Here is a 19,567-nt window from a genome sequence, read left to right as displayed (position 1 = left end):
GACAAGGCTTTCATGTTTAATCGCACAAATAATGCCGATCGAGTCTCATGAAGTTATCTGTATCAAAATTTACGTTAATTTGTAGCGCTCGCTCGGATCGCAGAAGTTGTACCTTTGTCAACGATCTTTTTAAGTAAAAGCAGGCTCGGTTGTTGACAAAGGTGTAAGATATCGGTTCGATCGACAATGCCAGAAAGTTAACACATTGTCGATCGCCCCATTGCCTGTGCTACCCTGTGACAACAACCTAGAGCCAAAGCTACTCCTAGCATATGGTTCACATTAAACGGATCGAACTGACGAACTTTAAATCTTTTGGCGGCACGACGGCCATTCCCGTGCTGCCCGGTTTTACTGTGGTTTCCGGGCCCAACGGTTCTGGGAAGTCCAACATCCTCGACGCTTTGCTGTTTTGTCTCGGCCTTTCGAGTTCTAAGGGAATGCGGGCTGAACGTTTGCCGGATTTGGTGAACAGCGCCCAAAACAAACGCGGTACGATCGAAGCTAGCGTGACTGCGACTTTTGCGCTGGAAGATGTGGGGGAGGAATGGTTCGCCCGGGATGAAGATGAGGAGGAAAATGCAGCAGATGAGTTATCTGTTGAAGCAGAGGAAGTCGAAGAGATAGATATTGGCGAAACTCAAGACAACAACGGCCAATCACCTGCCAATCGAAAATCGAAAATCGAAAATCCAAAATCGGATGAGTTATCTGTTGAAGACGTAGAAGAGATTGAAATCGCAGCAACTCAAGACAACAACGGGCAACTACTCGCTACCAATCGAAAATCCCAAATCGAAAATCCAAAATCGGATGAGTGGAGTGTGACGCGGAAACTTCGGGTAACTCGCCAAGGTACTTACACTTCAACTTATTACATTAACGGCCAACCTTGCACGCTGACTCAACTTCACGAACAACTCAACCGCTTGCGAATTTATCCCGAAGGCTATAACGTCGTGCTGCAAGGAGACGTTACCAGCATTATTTCGATGAATTCTAAGGAACGCAGAGAAATCATTGACGAATTAGCTGGCGTGGCTCAGTTCGATCGCAAAATCTCTTTAGCTAGGCAGAAGTTGGATGAAGTTAAGGAAGTGGAAGAACGCAGCCGAATTGTAGAAAAAGAGCTGATTTCTCAGCGCGATAGACTGGCTTCCGATCGCACAAAAGCGGAAAAATATCAAAAGCTGCGGGCGGAATTTCAAGAAAAGTCGCAGTGGGAAATTGTGCTGAAATTCCGCCAATTGCAGCAGCAAGAATGGAAGCTGCGAGAACAAATCGAAACGGGCGATCGCACTTCTGCATCTCTCACAGAACAACTGCAAGCAATTAACACCCAAATTCAAGAAGCAACCGCCGAACTTGATGCGCTGAATGCCCGCGTTAAAGCTTTGGGAGAGTCGGAATTGTTGGCTTTGCAAGCGACGATTGCGACTCAGGAAGCGGAACGGCGACAACTGCAAAACCGCAAACAGGATTTGGAAACAACTGCTGGGCAAATGGCTGCTAATATAGCACAAACCGAGGAAGAAGTTCGGCAATTCCGGCAAAGTTTGGAGCAAATTGAGATTGAAATATCTTATGTTAAGTCACAAACAGGAACTTTGCAGGAACAGCGGGATGCAGCCCAGCAAAGTTTAGATGAAAGTCGGGAAGTTGCAAACGCGATCGCCTCGACGGCCGAAGTTTGGGTACAGCAGCAAACAGAATTGCACCGCCAAATCGAAACAATTCAACAAACTTTGGAACCGCAGCGTACAGAACAAGCTACTATTGGCGAAAGAGCCGATCGCCTGCACAGTCAAATTCAAGAACAAAACCAATCGCTGCAAGTATTGGAACAGGAAATTGCAGCGAAAAAAGAGCAGCAATCTCGCCTTGTGGAAACCAAAGGCGTTGCATCTTTGCAAGTAGAATCGCTGACTCAGATTTTAGTCGAAGCCGAACAAGAATTGCAACTGCAACAGGAAACTCAAACTCGTTTGTTGGAAGAACAGCGCGAAAGACAGCGCAAATTAGACAAACTAGAAGTGCAGTTTCAAGCACTGCAAGAAGCGACGGGAACGTTTACTGCAAAAATTGTCGCGCAAAGCGGAATTGGCGGAGTTTGCGGCTTGGTGGCTCAACTGGGCAGGGTGGAACCGCGCTATCAGTTGGCGCTGGAAATAGCGGCGGGCGGGCGCATGGGAAATATGGTGGTGGAAGATGACAGCGTGGCTGCTGCTGCGATCGAATTGCTGAAACAAAAACGCGCGGGAAGGATGACGTTTTTGCCTTTGAATAAGATTAGGGGCGGCAGGTATTCGGTGAATGAAAATTTGCGGCGCGCGGCTGGATTTGTGGATGCGGCTGTTAATTTGATTGATTGCGATTCCCGGTATCAGGAAATTTTTGCTTACGTTTTTGGCAGTACGGTTGTGTTTAGCAACCTCAGCGACGCCCGCCGCTATTTGGGACAGTACCGGATTGTCACTTTGGACGGGGAAATTCTGGAAACTAGCGGGGCGATGACTGGGGGAAGTTCTACTAACAGATCTACTTTGCATTTTGGCACGGTTGAGGCTAGTGAGGCTGCTAGTGAAGCGCGGACGATCGCCTCTCTGCAAGAAAGGTTGGAGGAAATTGAGCGGATTTTGGAACGCTGCAAAATTGCGATCGATCGCGCTGCTGTTGCAGTCAAAACTCGCAGCCAAGAATTGATGGAAGCAAAACAAAATTTGCGCGAACATCAGTTGCGCTTGGAACAGTTGGATTCAGAAATTAAGAATTTGCAAGCGCAACAGGAACAAGTGCGATCGCAAATTGCGAAAAATACACAGGAATTAACTAATTCGCGATCGAGATTGCAGTTGCTGGAACGAGAATTGCCCGCACAGGAAACTCAATTGCAGCAGTACCGCCAAACTTTGGCGCAGTTGGAAGAGTCCAACAGTCACAGCGAATGGCAGCAAATGCAATCGAGTTTGCGCGCTCTAGAAGCGCAGCTCCAAGAGCGAGAATTGGCTCTGAGAAACGTCCAGCAGCGCCTTGTAGACTTGGAAAATCAATTCGGGCGTTTGGAAGACAAAATTAAGGAAGGCAGCGAGAAATTGCAGGAATGGCAAGTGCAGCAAAACGCGGGGGCGGATGCACTCGATCGCATTGTTTCGCAGCAGTTAGAACTCGATCGGCAAATTGCGGAAGCTAAGGCGGCTTTGGGGGAAATTGAGGAAAAATTGGGCGTGCAGAAGGGAGAGCGCGATCGGGCGGAATCTCAACTGCGAGAGAAGCATTTAGCCAAACAGCAGTTACAATGGCAGTTGCAAAAACTCCACGAAACCCAGCAAGAACGCCGGGAACAATTGAGCGCAGTCCGCACTCTATTGGAAGCGCAGCGGGCGGAAATGCCCGACCCCGTGCCGTCGATTCCTGAAAATGTCGAGAAAGCCAATTTGACGGAATTGCAGCAGGAAGTAAAGGCGATCGCCAAACGCATTCAAGCTTTAGAACCGGTCAATATGCTAGCCTTGGAAGAGTACAACCGCACTCAAGAACGCCTTCAAGAATTGAGTCAAAAATTGACGACATTGGAAGGAGAACGCACTGAACTGCTGTTGAGAATCGAAAATTTTACCACACTCAGGCGGCGCGCTTTTAAAGAAGCTTTCGACGCGGTTAACGAGAACTTCCAGACTATCTTTGCGGAACTTTCCGAAGGCGACGGCTATCTCCAGCTAGATGACCAGGAAGACCCCTTCAGCAGCGGCTTGAATTTGGTTGCTCACCCGAAGGGCAAACCCGTACAGCGGCTGGCTTCCATGTCTGGAGGCGAAAAGTCATTGACGGCGCTGAGTTTTATTTTTGCGCTGCAACGCTACCGCCCGTCTACGTTTTACGCTTTTGATGAAGTGGATATGTTTCTGGATGGGGCAAATGTGGAGCGATTGGCTAGAATGATAAAACGACAGTCGGAACAAGCCCAGTTTATTGTTGTGAGTTTGCGGCGACCTATGATTCAATCGGCTGAGCGTACAATTGGTGTTACTCAAGCACGGGGAGCTTATACTCAAGTCATAGGACTGAAGTTGTAGTCCCGGAGTTTATGTTAACGCTCGTGTTGAGTGATATATGTACTTAATAAATCAGGATTAAAGTTAGAATGACATCCGAACAAATCTGCCAACGCTCAGACATTCTAGGCACTCAGGTCATCACCCGCGACAGAGGTAAACGCTTGGGGGTGGTTAGTCAATTGTGGGTGGACATCGATCGGCGGGAAGTTGTGGCGATCGGTCTGCGTGATAATATATTTGCGGTCGCTGGAATGCCGAAGTTTATGTTCCTCAGCAATGTCAGCGAAATCGGCGACGTGCTGTTGGTGGAAGATGAGAGCGCGATCGAAGATGATGTTGATGTTGAAGTCTACAGCATTTTGATTAACAGCGAAGTTATTACCGAAACCGGCGAACTTTTAGGTAGGGTGCGAGGCTTTAGGTTCGACCCCGAAGACGGTAAGTTAGTTTCTATAATTATCGCTTCCCTGGGCATCCCCCAAATCCCCGACCAAGTTCTCAGCACTTACGAGTTGGGGATTGAGGAAATTGTTAGCAGTGGCCCGAATCGCTTGATTGTGTTTGAAGGTTCCGAGGAAAGGCTCAGGCAGCTTAGTGTGGGTTTGCTGGAGCGCGTTGGTTTGGGCCAAGCACCTTGGGAACGAGAAGAGGACGAGGCAGGTTATTATCCGAAACCCGTGGCTACGGGAAATCAATTGGGCCCGGGCGTGCGGATACCTGCACCGGAAATGCGGAGCCGCGTAGCTGCGCCTGCGGTGGAGGAAGTTCCTTGGGATGAGGATTTAGAGTGGAATCGGCCTGCGGTTCGCCAGCCGCCCATGCGCGCGGTGCAGGCACAGCAGCCTGAGCCAATAATCGACGATTACGAGGATTACGAAGAGGATAATTGGGGCGGTGAGGAGGACGATTACGAGGATGAGTACGAGGAGAAGCCGCAGTACACTCGCGCTGAGATTTCTCGCCCGAAGCAGCCGGTGGTGGAGTACGAGGATGATGTGGAGGCTGATGCTTGGGCTGACGATGAGGCACCGAAGCCTTACCAGGCTCCTCGGGTGAATATCCCTGAGAAAACTAAGACTCCTGAGTATGAGGAGGAGCCTGGTTATTAGAAATTAATCAATTAGGTCAAACCAATATTTTGCACTCTTCTTAAGAACGGGCAAGATGCCCGTTCCACAATCAAGTTTATTTTTTGTGGAACGGGCTTCTAGCCCGTTGCTGATATTGGCGCAATATCTCAGTTTAAACCAATATTTTGTAGGCACGGGTTTTACGAATAATATTTAATTCGGGCAAACAATTCAGTGTGGTAGGTTGGGGGAGGCATTGAAGGCACTCAATCTAATTAAATTAGATCCATGGAGTAGATAATACTGGCATGGCAGTTTACTATACTTTTCCTGACGTTTCATATTATGTTAATGAGCAAAAAAGATTTTGCTAAAAATGTTGCTTTCAGATTAATAACCTATCTAATTTTTCCAATTTTTTTATCCACAACCACGGCTGAAATTGTCTTGCGAGTTGCGGGATACAAACCCTGGCAAATAGAAAATGTTGATGTTGCGGTCGAACCAAAAGGTAACTTTTTCACCAAAGACTCGGAACTCGGCTACAAGCATTTGCCGGGTAAATTCAAGGTAACACTTAACGGCAATTACTCATTTAATGCCACTCATCTCAATAATAGTTTAAGAATAACTCATCCCCTCAATACTTACAATTTATCGTCAAAAAAGCCAGAAGTTTGGATATTTGGCTGTTCTTTTACCTACGGTTGGTCATTGAATGATAGCGAAACTTATTCTTGGTTGCTGCAAGAGAAATTACCCAAGTATGAAATAGTAAATTTTGGCGTTAACGGCTACGGCACGCTGCACTCGTTGATTCAATTCAAAGAAGCACTCAAACAAGGAAATAAACCAAAAATTGCGGTGATTGCTTATGCGGGATTTCACGACCGCCGCAATACTTTGTTAAGGGCGAGAAGAAAGCAAATGGCTGCTTGGAATAAACTGGGTATTTTATTCCAGCCCGATGCTAGGCTGAACGGAGAAAATGATTTTACCTACAAAATGGCAAAACTTGAATATCACGAGTTCCCGCTGATGCGGGTTTCTGCATTAAGCCATTTTTTGGAGGTTAATTACAATCAATTTGAAGAGGGATTGTACAAAAGTCACGAGGTTTCTAAGGCAATTATTGAAGAGTTTAACCGTGTGGCTGAGGCTAATGGTGTTAAGTTAGTTGTGGCGGGAATTAATGTCGGTTCTGCTAAAATGCTGCAGGAGTTAAGTCAGGAGGGAATTGCTACGGCGGATATTTCGGTTGATTTGAAAATACCTGCCAATAATAATTTACCTCATGACCTTCATCCAAGTGCGATCGCGAATCGGCAATATGCAGAAAAGTTAGAAGGTTTTTTGCAAGGTACTGTTTTAAGATAAGTTAACGAACCGCGAAGGCGCAAAGGGCGCGAAGGAATAGAGAAAGAGGAAGTTTAGAAGTTATTTAGGGTTGCTAGAGTGATGGGAGTATTTGATATTGTTTCTTTTAAATTGCCTCGAAAATTTATAATTGATGGGTTTATCCTGTTTTTAATTGTTCTCGTAACAGTTGCAGTAACATCAATCTATGTATCCAGCGAACATACTTTTTATTGGTGGGATTACGCGGGCTACAACACTGCTACAGTCAACACGGCAAATTTATTTCGAGACTCGCCAGATAAAGCATGGCGCGGAGTTATAGAATCGCTATCTAAGGAAAAAAATCTATTAATCTCTCTGCCGTTAGTGCCGTTTATTCTGTTATTTGGCGAGTCTCGGCTGAGTTACATTCTCAGCGTATCCCTGATTTATGTGCTGCCGTTTCGCCTGTTGCTGGGGGCAATTTCTGCAACGCTAATTCCAGTTTATCCCCGCCGGGTGTTTTGGTCAATGGTGCTGCTGAGTTTATTAATTCCGATGAGTTGGATACCGACTCTGCGGGGATATCTGGATACTGGCGGCTGTGTGTTTGTAGCCTTGGCAATTTTGGTTTATTTGCAGGATGTTAAGCTGAAATCTTGGTGGAAAATCCCGTTAATTGGGTTTTTGCTGGCGGCGGCGATTCTGTTGCGGCGCCATTTTGCTTATAGTGCGATCGCATTTTTTGGTGCAGCGACTTTACAGGCTTTCATCGAGTTTCTTGTACTAATCTACCTTAAGGAAACGACGTTTTCGTCTCCAAAAGACAAGGAGGGGGTAGTGCCGTTTCCCTACAGATGCTTGTTTGAATCTGGTGTCAAATTGGGCTTGATAGCTGTAACTAGCTTGACTATTTTAATGTTGGTAGCGGGAGATTTTACTCGCAGTGCTCTGACGGTTGACTACCGCAATTTGTATGTCGCTTGGAGTTTGCCTGTAAGTGATATTTTAACTCGTTATGCGGATTTTTACGGTTTGGGAACTTGGCTGCTGGTACTGATTGGTTTTTCGGCGGGAATTCTCACTCGAAAGCTGGTTCCAGCGGCGGCTATTTTTGTTTCGTTGTTTGGGGTTTTGTCGCTGGTTGAATGGCTGTTAGTTTTGCGTTACGGCTACTTGCACTATACAATTCATATTACACCGATCGCACTTTTAGGACTATCCACATTTTTCTGGACAACTTGGCTGACACTCAAGGGAAAAGTCCGGTATTTGATGCTGGGCGCGGCGGGCTTGTACCTGGTTTTGAATGCCGCAGTCGGGTTAATTCCTCTCAAAATTAATTTGCCAAGACTGTTTGTGGGTAATTTTCCGCCGTTAGTGCGATCGGACTACGAGGAAGTTGTAAAATTAGTAGAGTTTCTGCGAAAATTAGCACCGAATGAAGAACCGATTTATATTGCCGGTGCTTCTAACAGTTTTAATGCTAATATCCTGCGACAAGCTAACCGAAAAATAAATCCGCCGGAGGGTTGGTGGAAATTAAATACCATCGGGAGGCCGCAAATTGACTCGCGCGATACTTACCCGCTACCGGAGTTGTTGCAGTCACAATATGCGGTGGTTGCTGTGCCTTTTCAGCAGGTGTTACCGACTGACGAACAAGTTTTGCAATCGCACGAACAAGATGTTGTTAAAGTGGTCTACGATGCCTTTACTCAAAACTGGGAAATTGCCCGCGATTTCCAATTGCTACCCGAACAGTTTAAGCTAGAAAACGGCGTGACTGTCAGCGTTTACCGGAGGGTGAGGCCGACTGATACAGCAACGGCATTTAGGACTCTGGAGGCGATGCAGCGGCAAATAGTCGATCGACCAGGCACGCAGTTAGATTGGATTAGTTTGCATCAATCAATCTACACAAGTGCCAATTATTCAGTCACTCAAAAATCGGATTACTTATATAAGATTGTAACTCATCCAATTAAAAACAGCAAGAAAATCGATACATCTTTCCTGTATTTAGGTTCCATCTCAGACAAAGCGAAAGTTACCGGCAAACTCAATTTACCTAACCAACTATGTCCAGGAGTTGTCCTGCGCTTGACTTTGTGGGACAAGCAAGGTAAATTAATAGACTCAGCAGAGATGGCTTATAGTCAAAAAAGTGCGAGCGACTTAAATCTATTAGTTGAGGGCAAAAATCCCATTTATCTGCTGCTTGAGGTATTGAGTAGCAGCAAACAGGATTTAACAAACCAATGCCGACTGGAGATTAACAATTTGGCTGTCAGTAGGTAAGTTGAACCGTCAATGCAAAAACATCAAAAATCCCACTGGTATTTTAATCTATCTCTGTATACTTTTGTCATCATCGGCTCCCTGATGGCCACTGGGTATATTTTCCCGATAGGAGGCAACTTTCCCGAAGTGCCGCCAATTCAATTTATGTTAAATCCTGAACTATACAAAAATGACTATTACGTTCAGGAAATGGTTAAGTTTAATCCGAGATATTACTATTATTATATTATTTATTTGCTCGCCAACTTAGGAACAAGCATTCCCCTAGCGCACTTTATTTATCAATTCCTCGCCTTCGGTTCATTTATCCTAGCTTGCTACGCAATTCTCAATATCTATACTAATTCCAAACTGCCTGCCGCAGCGATGGCTTTTTTATGTATAGCGGCCTCATTTACAGATGTTGGTAACACCCTGATATTTTCCACTAAATCAGTACCCAGTACCTTCGCAATGGGTTTCGCAATTTGGGGAATTTACTTTAGTTTGCGCCAGAAATGGCTGACCGGATATTTATTTTTTGGACTGGGCTGTTTGCTGCAATTTTTAGTTGGTTTGTTGCCCGGATTGATGATGGTTCCCGTTTTATTTATTGAATCTGTAAGACAGCGAAAGTTTAAAACACTGATTTTGGCGATCGTACTTTTAGCAGCAATGGCAAGTATCGTTTACGTACCGATGTTATTAACAGGTACTACCAGCACTCACACTATCGACAACGCCGAGTTTGTCTACATTCATGCGAAAGTCCGCAACCCCCACCACATCCTCCCGTCAAATTGGGATGTCGGGAATTGGTTCAACTTTATATGTTTCATAATGGGTGGCTTGCTGTGCATCAAAAATTCCGATTTATTGCCAAAAGAAGACAAGGTTAATTTTTATATAATTGTTGGTACATCCCTTTTTGGGCTGTTTCTAAATTACATATTTGTCGAAGTTTACCCTTTGGCTTTTATCGCCAAACTACAGTTAGCTAGAACCGTCCCTTTTGCTCAATTAATTATATTTATTGCTGTGGCTTTGACGGTAGATAGACTTTACAGAGACAAACAAATAGCTGTTAGCTTGTTGCTGTTAGCTGTACTAACTTTGTCTTTTCGGGGTATCATTTTCCTAGTATTATCAGTTGGGCAAACAAAAAATTACGTATTTCCCAAACGATATAATATATTGTTGTGGATTTTAGCAGCAGGAACGGTAATTTTCAGCTTCATATATCCGCTGGCTGATTCATGGGAAATAATAGGCGATCGAATAATTAGTATCCCCGTCCTCTTCTCAATCCTCGCCTTCCCATTCATTTTAGAAGAAACCTCCCTAGCTACATCTATCAAACAGGCTATAACTCACACATTAGCCTTAATAACTACCGCCACCTTAGTTTTTGGAGTAGCAGGAATTCTGCCCAAACCTATATTAAATGTATTTCAAACAAGAGTTAATATCAATGCCGTTCCCAGGGACGACTTAAGCAGATTAGCTGTGCGTTTTTCGCAAATTAGCAGCCGCGATGTACTCGTATTAGTTCCACCCTCAGTTACCAGCTTCCAGTTTTTCTCCGACAGAGCGATTGTCGTCAACTTCAAGAACTTTCCCTTTACCGAAAAAGGCATTAAAGAATGGCAAAACCGCATGGAAGCTGTTTTAGGGGTTCCCTTAAACCCGCAAATGATTTGGGGAGGAAATAACTTTTTTATCCGCCGCAGCAGTGCGGATTTAGTCAAAGTAGCCCGAAACTATCATGCCGATTATATCCTGACTCGCAGCGATTGGCATCCAAATATTGACGGAGAAATAGTAGAGCAAGAGGGCAAATGGATACTGTTTAAAATTAGATAATACTATTTTTGAAAACATGAGAGATTTATTCAGTCTGGCGTTGCGCCGACTTTGTTTGTATAGAAGCGGTTTCAACCGCCGAATCAGATATGCGGTTAAATATCAAAACCCGAATCATCAATAATTTCGCTAATTTGCTTGTCCACATAATCAGCATCCACATTCCGCGCCATCAACTCAGCTAAAATCCCCAAAGAAATTAACTGCACCGACAGAATTGTACACAAAATCCCAAAAAATAACAAAGGTCGATTCCCGATCGGCCCAAAATTCATCCCCGCCAAATTCAGAAACCAAATAACTATCAAATAACTCAGCGAAACAGTTCCAACCAAGCCAAAACACAATCCCAAACCTCCAAACAAATGACCCGGTTTGTGCAAATACTGCGTCGTGGCTAACACCGTCAACAAATCAATAAATCCCCGCGCATAACGTTCCCAGCCGTAATTTGATTTTCCGTGCTTTCGCGGATGATGTTCCACCACTACTTCTCCAATTTTAAACCCTAAATTGTTTGCTAAAGCTGGAATGTAGCGGTGCAATTCCCCGTACAATTTAATCGACTGCAAAACTTCCCTACGGTAAGCTTTAAAACCGCAATTCATATCGTGCATTTGCACCCCCGTTAGCAAACAAGCAACGGCATTAAACAGCTTGGAAGGTAAAGTTTTAGAAAGGGGGTCGTTCCGCTGTTTTCGCCAACCGGAAACTAAATCAAATCCCGATTCTAAATGATGTAAAAATTTGGGAATTTCAGCGGGGTCATCCTGAAGGTCAGCATCAAGAGTAAAGATAATTATCCCTGCGGCATTGCGAAATCCTGCTGAAAGTGCGGCGGATTTGCCAAAGTTGCGGCGCATTTTAATCGCTTTAATTAGTTTGGGATTTTTGCTGGCTAAATCTGTGATTTCTTGCCAGGAATAATCGCGGCTACCGTCATCTATGAAAATGACTTCGTAACTCTCAATTTCTGTTTGAAACATGACAAGTTTTATCTTTTCAAACAAAAATTTTAGGGTGGCTTCTTCGTTGTGAACTGGGATTACGAAGCTGAGGTGTTTTGGCATAGGGATATTCTATTTCATTTGTGTTGTCAATGAGATTTTTTTATTAACCGCAGAGGGCGCTGAGAAGGAGAAAGAGAGATTTTTAAGTTTTTATTGATAACTTGGGAGTTTCGCAAGGCTACCCAACCTTTGCGGTTTTTAAAGGAGGCATAGGCTGTCAATAATTTATCTGTTGGTGATGTTTGAATGTATCCTCTCCAAGCTGCGAATTCGTAGGAAGAGCCAAACAATTTAACTAAATCGGGGCGCGGAAATCCTGACATGGCGAAACCTCGAACGACATTTTCTTGGTTGAGAATGGCAATACATTTTACATTGTTTTCGGGGTCTCCTACCCAGCCAATTACTCTGGAGGCTGTTGGTGCAAGTTTGGTGGCTGTATCAAAATATCCGGGTACTCCGTCTTTGGGCGCTGACAGTAAATTTGCGTCTATTTTGGTGTCTAATGCTGCACAGAAATTGTGTTTTTTGATGTCTCGGTTAAATGGCACTAAGTTGTTAGTTTTTAATGCGTCGATTAACCCGATAAAAGCGGCGGGTTTGTTGCCTACGCGGTCTTTAATTAACGTTACGTCGGTGATGCCTAATTGCAGTGATAATGCTACTAAGGGTTGATAGGTGGCTCTGCGGGCGATCGCCATTGCAGTTTCGCCTCCCACCCCGTACATTAAAATAATCGCAACTGTGGCGACTGCAAACAGCGGTGTCAGCCAACGCCCTTGAATTCTTGGTGTTGGCTGCAACTCGCGCACCCACAATACTGTCAGCACAATTGTGCTCATCCAAAACAAAGCTGGGAGTGTGGCGTAGCGGGAAGCGGTGGCCTGTTCGACGCCAAATCCCGATCGACTAACCGCAGCCATTAACGCCGTTTGCAGCGTGTAAAGTTGGATTGATAGCCAAGGCAGCCAATCCAGGCGATCGACCTTTTTTACAAATAGCCAATAACCCACAAAACCCGTCGCTGCACTCAAACCAATTATACCAATAATTGAAGCAACAATAATATTTTCGCTAAAAATTCCGCCGAGATAAGTAGGAATATATTCAAGAGTTTTGAGCGGGTTAATTTTAGTTAAAGAAGGGTGATGAGAGGGAGTTTTATAAGTTAAAAAATAAATGCCACTCACTGCAACCGAAGCAATGAAATACAAATAAGTTATTCGCCGAGGAAACCGCAGTACAACAGCAGCAGCACACAATATCGGCCACAAAGCTAAAGGAGTGCTGTAACTAATACAGCCTAAAACGCCAAAAACAATGCTGCCAATTACCCACTTATTTTGTAAATGGGGGGGCGCAGCCCCTACAAACTCGTTACCAGGCTCTGCCTGGGAATGAATATCAGGAGGCTCTGCCTCCCTTTTATTTAACAAAACTGTCACATAGGATTGCAAACAAAATATCGAACAAATCACAAATAAATTAGCAATTATCCAGTGAACACCGCTGAATCCCCGCATCCAATTGTGAGCAGCCGCCGGAGTAAAATTAAAAATAGAAATACAAAGGAGTAGCGAGATAAATTGCAGCGGAAAACGCCTCAATTTTAACGGCAGCAGAGCAATTAATACGTGGCACTGAATCCAAGCCAAGAACCAGGCAACTAAACATAAACCAATATTTGAACCTTGGGTGACAGCTATATTCAAGCCATAAATAATTGCCGGAATCAAGACAAAATGCTCGTTCGCCCGAAATATCCAATTAAAAGGATTTGTAGAAAAACCGTCTACTGAATAAAAATTCCAGGTCATCCACCAATAATCAAAATTAGACAATTCTCCCGCTTGCGATATCAAGTACAAAATATATGACGCTGGTATTAGAATGCCGATAACGGATGCGGCAATTAAAGTATATTGTTGCTTGACTTTCATGGATTCAGACAGGGGAATATTTTTATTAATTGGTAGGGGCGAGTTTAGGTGAGAAACTTTGGATATAACAGGTAACTCATTAACAAAACTCGCCCTCGCGATTTGAGTTTTCCTCGATTTTTTATTTCACTTCTCTGGCCAGCATTTGTCTGAGCCCTTGCCGCCAGTGGGGGGGATACGTGCCTAGAAGTGCTGATATTTTTACCGTAGAGAGGACAGAAAAAGCAGGACGTTTTGCGGGTGTTGGATATTCGGCGGTGGTGATGGGAATTACGCGCTGAACTTTTAGGGGAAAGCCGAGTTGTGCTGCTTCCTCAAAAATGGCGATCGCAAAATCGTACCAACTACAAACTCCGCTGTTAGTGTACTGGTAAGTCCCAAAACTTTCTGACCCAAGCAGAGGAATAATTTGCGAAACTGCCTCCGCTAAATCCCCCGTCCAAGTAGGACTTCCGATCTGATCTGCTACTACTCGAATTTCTTCCCTTTCCTTTCCCAACCTCAGCATGGTTTTGACAAAATTACCTTTGCCGCCGTTGCCGTAAACCCACGCGGTTCTAATAATAATATGTCGGTTCCCCGCTTTCCGAATTGCTTCCTCGCCTGCTAATTTCGACTTGCCGTAAGTTCCCAGCGGGTTTGTAGAATCTGTTTCCTGATAAGCAGAACCGTGGCTACCGTCAAATACATAATCAGTAGAAAAGTGAATCAAACTTGCTCCCAGTTTTTCGCATTCTTCTGCGAGAATTCCGGGTGCAATGCCGTTGATGGCGTTTGCTAATTCCGGTTCGCTTTCCGCTTTGTCTACGGCAGTATAAGCACCCGCATTGACGACGAAATCCGGTTGAATTTCAGCCATTGCCTGACGGATGCTTTCCGCTTGGGATAAGTCGAGGCGAGTGCGATCGACCGCAATTACCTCTCCCGAAGATAATAAAATTGGCTGCAATTCTTGAGCTAGCTGTCCGCTGCCACCTGCGAGTAAAATTTTCATTGTTAAAAAACTTGAGCTTTTTTGAAGGTGTGTCCCGCTTGGTCTTTAGCTGATAAGATTGGTTGGGCACCATCTAGTGGCCAGTCGATCGCCAAATCGGGGTCATTCCACAGGATACACCGCTCGTGTGCCGGTGCGTAATAATCTGTAGTTTTGTACAAAACTTCAGCCGTCTGGGAAACCACTAAAAAACCGTGAGCAAATCCCGCCGGAACCCAAAATTGCCGTTTATTTTCTGAACTCAGCAAACACCCAACCCACTGCCCAAAAGTCGGCGAACTTTTTCTAATATCCACCGCTACATCAAAGATTTCGCCAGCAACTACCCGCAGCAATTTGCCTTGAGGCTGCTGCAGTTGGTAGTGCAAACCGCGCAACACATTTTTAGAAGATTTGGAATGATTGTCTTGAACAAATTCGACCGTCACGCCTGTTTTATCGATAAAAGCTTTGTGATTGAAACTCTCAAAAAAGAAACCGCGATCGTCTCCGAAAATTTTCGGCTCAATGATCAGAACTTCCGGTATTTCGGTAGATATAACATTCATAGTTAGCTGTGAAAGTGATAAACTCATACTCAGTCTCTGCTATTTTACTATGAAAGCCGACGCATATCTCAAAAAATTGTACGCCAATCGATTTGATTCCCGACAACTGCAAGCCAAGGTGGCACTATGGAAAGTTTTAATTGACGAGTTTTTACAAGAGTATGTTCCTCCCGAATCAACTGTTTTAGATATTGGTGGCGGTTACTGCGAGTTTATAAATCAAATTCGGGCTAAAAAAAAATATTTAATTGATCTCAATCCCGATTCCAAGTTATTGGCTCATCCTGATGTTAAAGTGCTGAACATAGATGTTTTAACTTTTGACGATAAATCAGCTCTTAGCGAACAATTTGACCGGATATTTATCTCTAATTTTTTTGAACATCTCCGCAATAAGGAAGAACTCATACAAATTATTTCATTTTGCTTTGAGGGGCTTAAGCCTGGGGGTTCTCTCTTGGTTGTCCAACCAAATTTTAAATATTCTTTTAAAGAATACTACGATTTTATCGATCATCAATTACCCATTACCCACTTATCGCTGCAAGAACTTTTACAAACCGTCGGCTTTGAAATAGACCTAATTATACCCAGATTTTTACCATTTTCGACAAAAGGCAGACCTGCCTCGCCCTGGCTTTTAAAAGTTTACTTAAAATTGCCTTTTTTGTGGCGATTTTTGGGAGGTCAAATGTTTGTTAAAGCATCGAAACAAAACCCGAGAGGTAGAGACTCATGACTCGCAGATGCAGTCAGCTCCACGCAGAGCGATACATCTGCGTTTATCCGCGTTTATCCGACTGCATCTGCGGTTAAAAAATCCCTACAAAATCGAACTTAAAACCGCCTCATTAGCAGCAATCCAATCATAAATATCCTGCAAAGCCGCTTCCGACCCAATCACAGGCTGCCATCCAGTTTTCTCCATCACCCTAGAAGAATCCGTAATAAAAATCGGAATATCCCCCGCGCGTTCCTCCAAAACAGGAGGAATCGGAATCGATTTACCCGTAATCTTTTGGCACAAATCAGTTGTCTCAACCAAAGAAAGACTGTTGCTCAAACCGCCGCCAACATTAAAAACTTCACCATCTAATTTGGAAAAGTTTTCTAACTGATAATTAACTAACCTCAACAAATCTTCAACGTGCAGTAAATCCCTAACCTGCTTGCCGCTGCCACCAAAACCGATATAACTCAGCGACTTTTGAAAATAGTGAGCCGCCACCCACAAACCGCAAACTCCCTGATCGACTTTACCCATTTGCCAAGCCCCGGTAATCAACCCGCAGCGGTTAATAATTGCCGGCACATTGTATGCTTCCCTGTACTCCTCAATCAGCAATTCTGAAGCTAATTTAGTTGCTCCATAAAGCGAACGGTGTCCTTTTAATGGGAAGTCTTCTGATATGCCCAACTCGGATATACCGGGTAAAGTTTGCTCGGGGGCGATCGCAAATCTATTCGGCAACTCTAACAGTTTAACAGACTTGACACTGGCGATCGGATAAACCCGACTCGTAGACAAAAACAGCAAACTCGCACCCGTTTGTCTCGCCAACTCCAAAACATTCACAGTGCCCAGTAAATTCGTCTGCAAAACGTACTGAGGCGAACTAAAACCAGCCAGCACAGAAGGCTCCGCAGCACAATCTATAATGCAGTCAGCATTCAGTGCAACTGGATCTAAATCCGCGGCTGTACGAATGTCCCCGTAAACAAACTGAATCCCGCAACTTTTAAGCCGAGGCAGATTCAATTCCGAGCCCCGGCGACGCAGGTTATCTAAACAAATTATTTGCCATTCTGGGTGCAGTTTCTTCAGGCCAATTGCCAAACAACTGCCGATGAAACCGGCACCACCAACAATTAAAATTCTCTCAGGCATTCACTTTCAACTTTGCTATCTTTCTAGTCCGGTGGTAGTCGCCGCGAGACAGATGTTTTTCCAGCCAGACATATAAGACAATAAACAAATATCGACTGCCCATCTCTTTGATTTTCAGCTTAGAAATACCAGCAGTCCGATTGTACCACCTCAGAGGAATTACCGTATAGGAAAAACCCCTAACAATTGCTTTTAAAGGCAGTTCGACTGTCAAATTAAAATGATGGCTCAAAATCGGTTGTACGCCTTCAATTACTTCTCTGCGGTAAATTTTAAAAGCATTGGTGACATCGCTGTACCGCAAGCCGAAAATACTTTTGACAAACCAGTTTGCTAAGCGGTTAATTGCTAACTTGTGAATTGGATAATCAACCACAAATCCGCCTTTGATAAAGCGGGAACCAAAAACGCAATCATATCCTTCTTGCAGCTTGCGGTATCCTGCTACCAAATCTATCGGATCGTCGGAAGCATCCGCCATCACAATTGCTGCAGCATCTCCGTCAAATTCCGCCAAACCCCGGCGCACGGCAAATCCGAAACCATTCGGAGGTTGATTGTTGATGTATCTAACTGTGGGAAAAGTCTCTGACAACTCCTGGCAAATATCAAGCGTTCGATCGACACTGTTGTCATTCACAATCAAAATTTCGTGCGGAATGCCTTCTAAATCCAGCGTCTGGGCGATCGCCCGCACAGTACCGTACAAACAGCCCTCCTCATTGTGAGCTGGTATTATCACAGAAATTTTCACTCCTCATCCTCCGCGCAACTGGACAAACTGGTTGTCAACAGGATTATACACCCAAGCCTTAATTTCAGTTTGGGCGATCGGCAAATTATTACCAGACAAATCAACCGCCCACCTTGCATTATTGTATAACTCAGATTTTAAACTCTCAGCAATGTCGGGACTGTCCAAATTTACATAAGCGTTAGCAAAAAAAGATTGTTTATCACCGACAGATAGCAGTACAATATTCGGCTGTTGCAATTTTTCTGGCAAAACCGCCCAACCAGCAGCCTTGACAGCATCATTTGGCTTAACAGTCAAGGATTTATCGCTAGTTTGAGGTTTGTCTAAATAGCCGTAAACTTTCTCGGTATTAGAAATAAACTCTACATTTTTCGCGAACTTTCTCCAACCTATTTTCTCGATTATTGCAGCGCCTTCTCTCACCAGCCCAGTTTTTTTGCTCAGCACCCTCAAACAGCTTTCCGGCGAATTATTGAAAAAATCAGAGGGGTCGAGATAGTTAATTAACTGCAAACAATCTTGAGCGCCTTCTTTGTAAAGAAGTGCTGAGCGAGATTGGGCGATCGCCTGTTGAGAGTTAACAATTATTGTAGCAATTAACAGCCCTGCCACTACCCGATAAATAAATTTATAATTAAGCTTTAACGTTGCTTTTGTTTCTTTATAATTACCTCGGACAAACAATTGCCCTAGCTGAACCCAAGCAATTAATAGTAAAATCGAATTAGTCGTATATCTCGACGATCCAATCGCCTGAATTGCCCCAAATTCCGCCCTACCAGCCGTAATAAACAGAGCGGATAAAACCGAAAATAAACCTATTGACAGCCAAGGTAAAGCCTCATAATTCTCAGCAATATCATTCCTATCTGTCATTGCGAGGGAGGAAGCAATCGCCGGGACTTGAGGTGGCTTTTCAGAGTGATCGCTCACAGATGAAGCTATCGAACTTGATACAATCTTTTTTCCAAAATAAACTACAAAAAATATAAAATTTCCCAAAATTACCAATCCTACAAAGGCCGAAATTCCCGGCGAGCGCACAATTGGCGAACCCAGCAAACTTAAAAAGTAATCAATCACCACAAACGGCTTATTCAACAATGAAATAATACTTGCTTTGCGGCTAGGATTATAATCAATTGAGTAAACAGCACAAGTTGTCGCAAACAGCAGCATCCATGCGATCGCTCTTTTTCGTTTCTGCGCTGCATTTCCCTCCAAAGCCGCCACAGCCGGAATCGCCGCCAACCAAGACAGCAAGCCTTGAGCCAGCGAAAAACTAGCAATAAAGCAGAATACAGCAGCAATAGAGATTCTAATATTAGGCAATAATTTGTGATTTGAAACCAGCGCATAAACCGCAGCTACAAAACATAAATTTACAAAAAACCACGCTAATTGAAATCCCCAAAGCCAGTTTTCGTGCTGAACTAGAGAGAAAAGCAAAATACAAGTTAAAATATTAGCTAAATGCCACAAATCCTCCCCGACATTCTTAACCTGCATCGAGGATAACTTGTACATAGCGATAAAAGTTATCCCAGCTAAACCTATGCTGACGCACAACTGATAATTAATATTCCATCGCGAAGCAAAAGCCAGCACCGCAATAATTATTTTAGGGAAAAGTATGCGGTGGTTGCTGTGCAAACCCCAAAAATCGTTAAAAGTTACATTTCCCGCAGCTAATTTTTCAAAAAGGCTAGCTAACCTCCACTCGTCATCAACGGGAACGTTAACGCTAAAATTCGCTACAAATCCGATTAATAAGAGGACAGGAATTAGATATAAAGTAAATAATATGATTTTTTTCATTAA

Annotated in this window: 13 protein-coding genes; 6 read left to right on the top strand and 7 right to left on the bottom strand. The window is 44.0% G+C overall.

What is annotated here, in order from left to right; genetic code table 11:
- Nucleotides 1-272: 272 nt before the first annotated feature.
- From smc to QUB25_RS02485, 5 genes are all read left to right on the top strand, one after another.
- Nucleotides 273-4,073: a chromosome segregation protein SMC gene (gene smc, locus QUB25_RS02505; RefSeq protein ID WP_333181908.1), complete on the top strand. Its 3,801-nt coding sequence runs from the start codon at nt 273-275 to the stop codon at nt 4,071-4,073.
- Nucleotides 4,074-4,141: 68 nt separating this feature from the next.
- Nucleotides 4,142-5,164, top strand: coding sequence for a PRC-barrel domain-containing protein (locus tag QUB25_RS02500; RefSeq protein WP_333181907.1), 1,023 nt, complete (start codon nt 4,142-4,144; stop codon nt 5,162-5,164).
- A 312-nt stretch (nt 5,165-5,476) separates the two neighbouring features.
- Nucleotides 5,477-6,502, top strand: coding sequence for an SGNH/GDSL hydrolase family protein (locus QUB25_RS02495; RefSeq protein WP_333181906.1), 1,026 nt, complete (start codon nt 5,477-5,479; stop codon nt 6,500-6,502).
- 81 nt (nt 6,503-6,583) lie between these two features.
- Nucleotides 6,584-8,764 carry a hypothetical protein gene (locus QUB25_RS02490; RefSeq protein ID WP_333181905.1) on the top strand — a complete coding sequence of 727 codons (2,181 nt, stop codon included), beginning with the start codon at nt 6,584-6,586 and terminating at the stop codon, nt 8,762-8,764.
- A gap of 12 nt (nt 8,765-8,776) precedes the next feature.
- Nucleotides 8,777-10,609: a DUF6798 domain-containing protein gene (locus tag QUB25_RS02485; RefSeq protein ID WP_333181904.1), complete on the top strand. Its 1,833-nt coding sequence runs from the start codon at nt 8,777-8,779 to the stop codon at nt 10,607-10,609.
- A 95-nt stretch (nt 10,610-10,704) separates the two neighbouring features.
- Here the strand turns inward: QUB25_RS02485 and QUB25_RS02480 are convergent, their stop codons facing one another.
- From QUB25_RS02480 to rfbC, 4 genes are all read right to left on the bottom strand, one after another.
- Entirely contained in the window at nt 10,705-11,679 is a 975-nt protein-coding gene (locus QUB25_RS02480; protein ID WP_333181903.1) for a glycosyltransferase family 2 protein, read from the bottom strand.
- A gap of 26 nt (nt 11,680-11,705) precedes the next feature.
- Nucleotides 11,706-13,559, bottom strand: coding sequence for a hypothetical protein (locus QUB25_RS02475; protein ID WP_333181902.1), 1,854 nt, complete (start codon nt 13,557-13,559; stop codon nt 11,706-11,708).
- A gap of 121 nt (nt 13,560-13,680) precedes the next feature.
- Nucleotides 13,681-14,553 carry a dTDP-4-dehydrorhamnose reductase gene (gene rfbD / locus QUB25_RS02470; RefSeq protein WP_333181901.1) on the bottom strand — a complete coding sequence of 291 codons (873 nt, stop codon included), beginning with the start codon at nt 14,551-14,553 and terminating at the stop codon, nt 13,681-13,683.
- A gap of 2 nt (nt 14,554-14,555) precedes the next feature.
- Nucleotides 14,556-15,101: a dTDP-4-dehydrorhamnose 3,5-epimerase gene (rfbC, locus tag QUB25_RS02465; protein WP_333181900.1), complete on the bottom strand. Its 546-nt coding sequence runs from the start codon at nt 15,099-15,101 to the stop codon at nt 14,556-14,558.
- 49 nt (nt 15,102-15,150) lie between these two features.
- Between rfbC and QUB25_RS02460 the strand changes: the two genes are divergently transcribed.
- Entirely contained in the window at nt 15,151-15,840 is a 690-nt protein-coding gene (locus QUB25_RS02460; RefSeq protein ID WP_333181899.1) for a methyltransferase domain-containing protein, read from the top strand.
- 84 nt (nt 15,841-15,924) lie between these two features.
- On the opposite strand, the gene QUB25_RS02455 is transcribed toward QUB25_RS02460, so the two are convergent.
- From QUB25_RS02455 to QUB25_RS02445, 3 genes are read right to left on the bottom strand one after another with little or no spacing between them, the layout of a single operon-like run.
- Complete coding sequence (locus QUB25_RS02455) at nt 15,925-16,989, bottom strand: NAD-dependent epimerase/dehydratase family protein (RefSeq protein WP_333034848.1); 1,065 nt, start codon at nt 16,987-16,989, stop codon at nt 15,925-15,927.
- Nucleotides 16,982-17,743 (bottom strand): glycosyltransferase family 2 protein, encoded by a 762-nt coding sequence (locus tag QUB25_RS02450; RefSeq protein WP_333059006.1) that lies wholly within the window; start codon nt 17,741-17,743, stop codon nt 16,982-16,984. Before QUB25_RS02450 ends, QUB25_RS02455 begins: the two co-directional genes overlap by 8 nt.
- A gap of 3 nt (nt 17,744-17,746) precedes the next feature.
- Complete coding sequence (locus QUB25_RS02445) at nt 17,747-19,564, bottom strand: hypothetical protein (RefSeq protein WP_333181898.1); 1,818 nt, start codon at nt 19,562-19,564, stop codon at nt 17,747-17,749.
- Between the last annotated feature and the right edge of the window lie 3 nt (nt 19,565-19,567).

The sequence above is a fragment of the Microcoleus sp. B3-D7 genome (assembly GCF_036705305.1).
Lineage (GTDB): Bacteria > Cyanobacteriota > Cyanobacteriia > Cyanobacteriales > Microcoleaceae > Microcoleus.
Note: the sequence above shows the minus strand (reverse complement) of the source record. Positions and strands in the feature narration are given on the sequence as shown.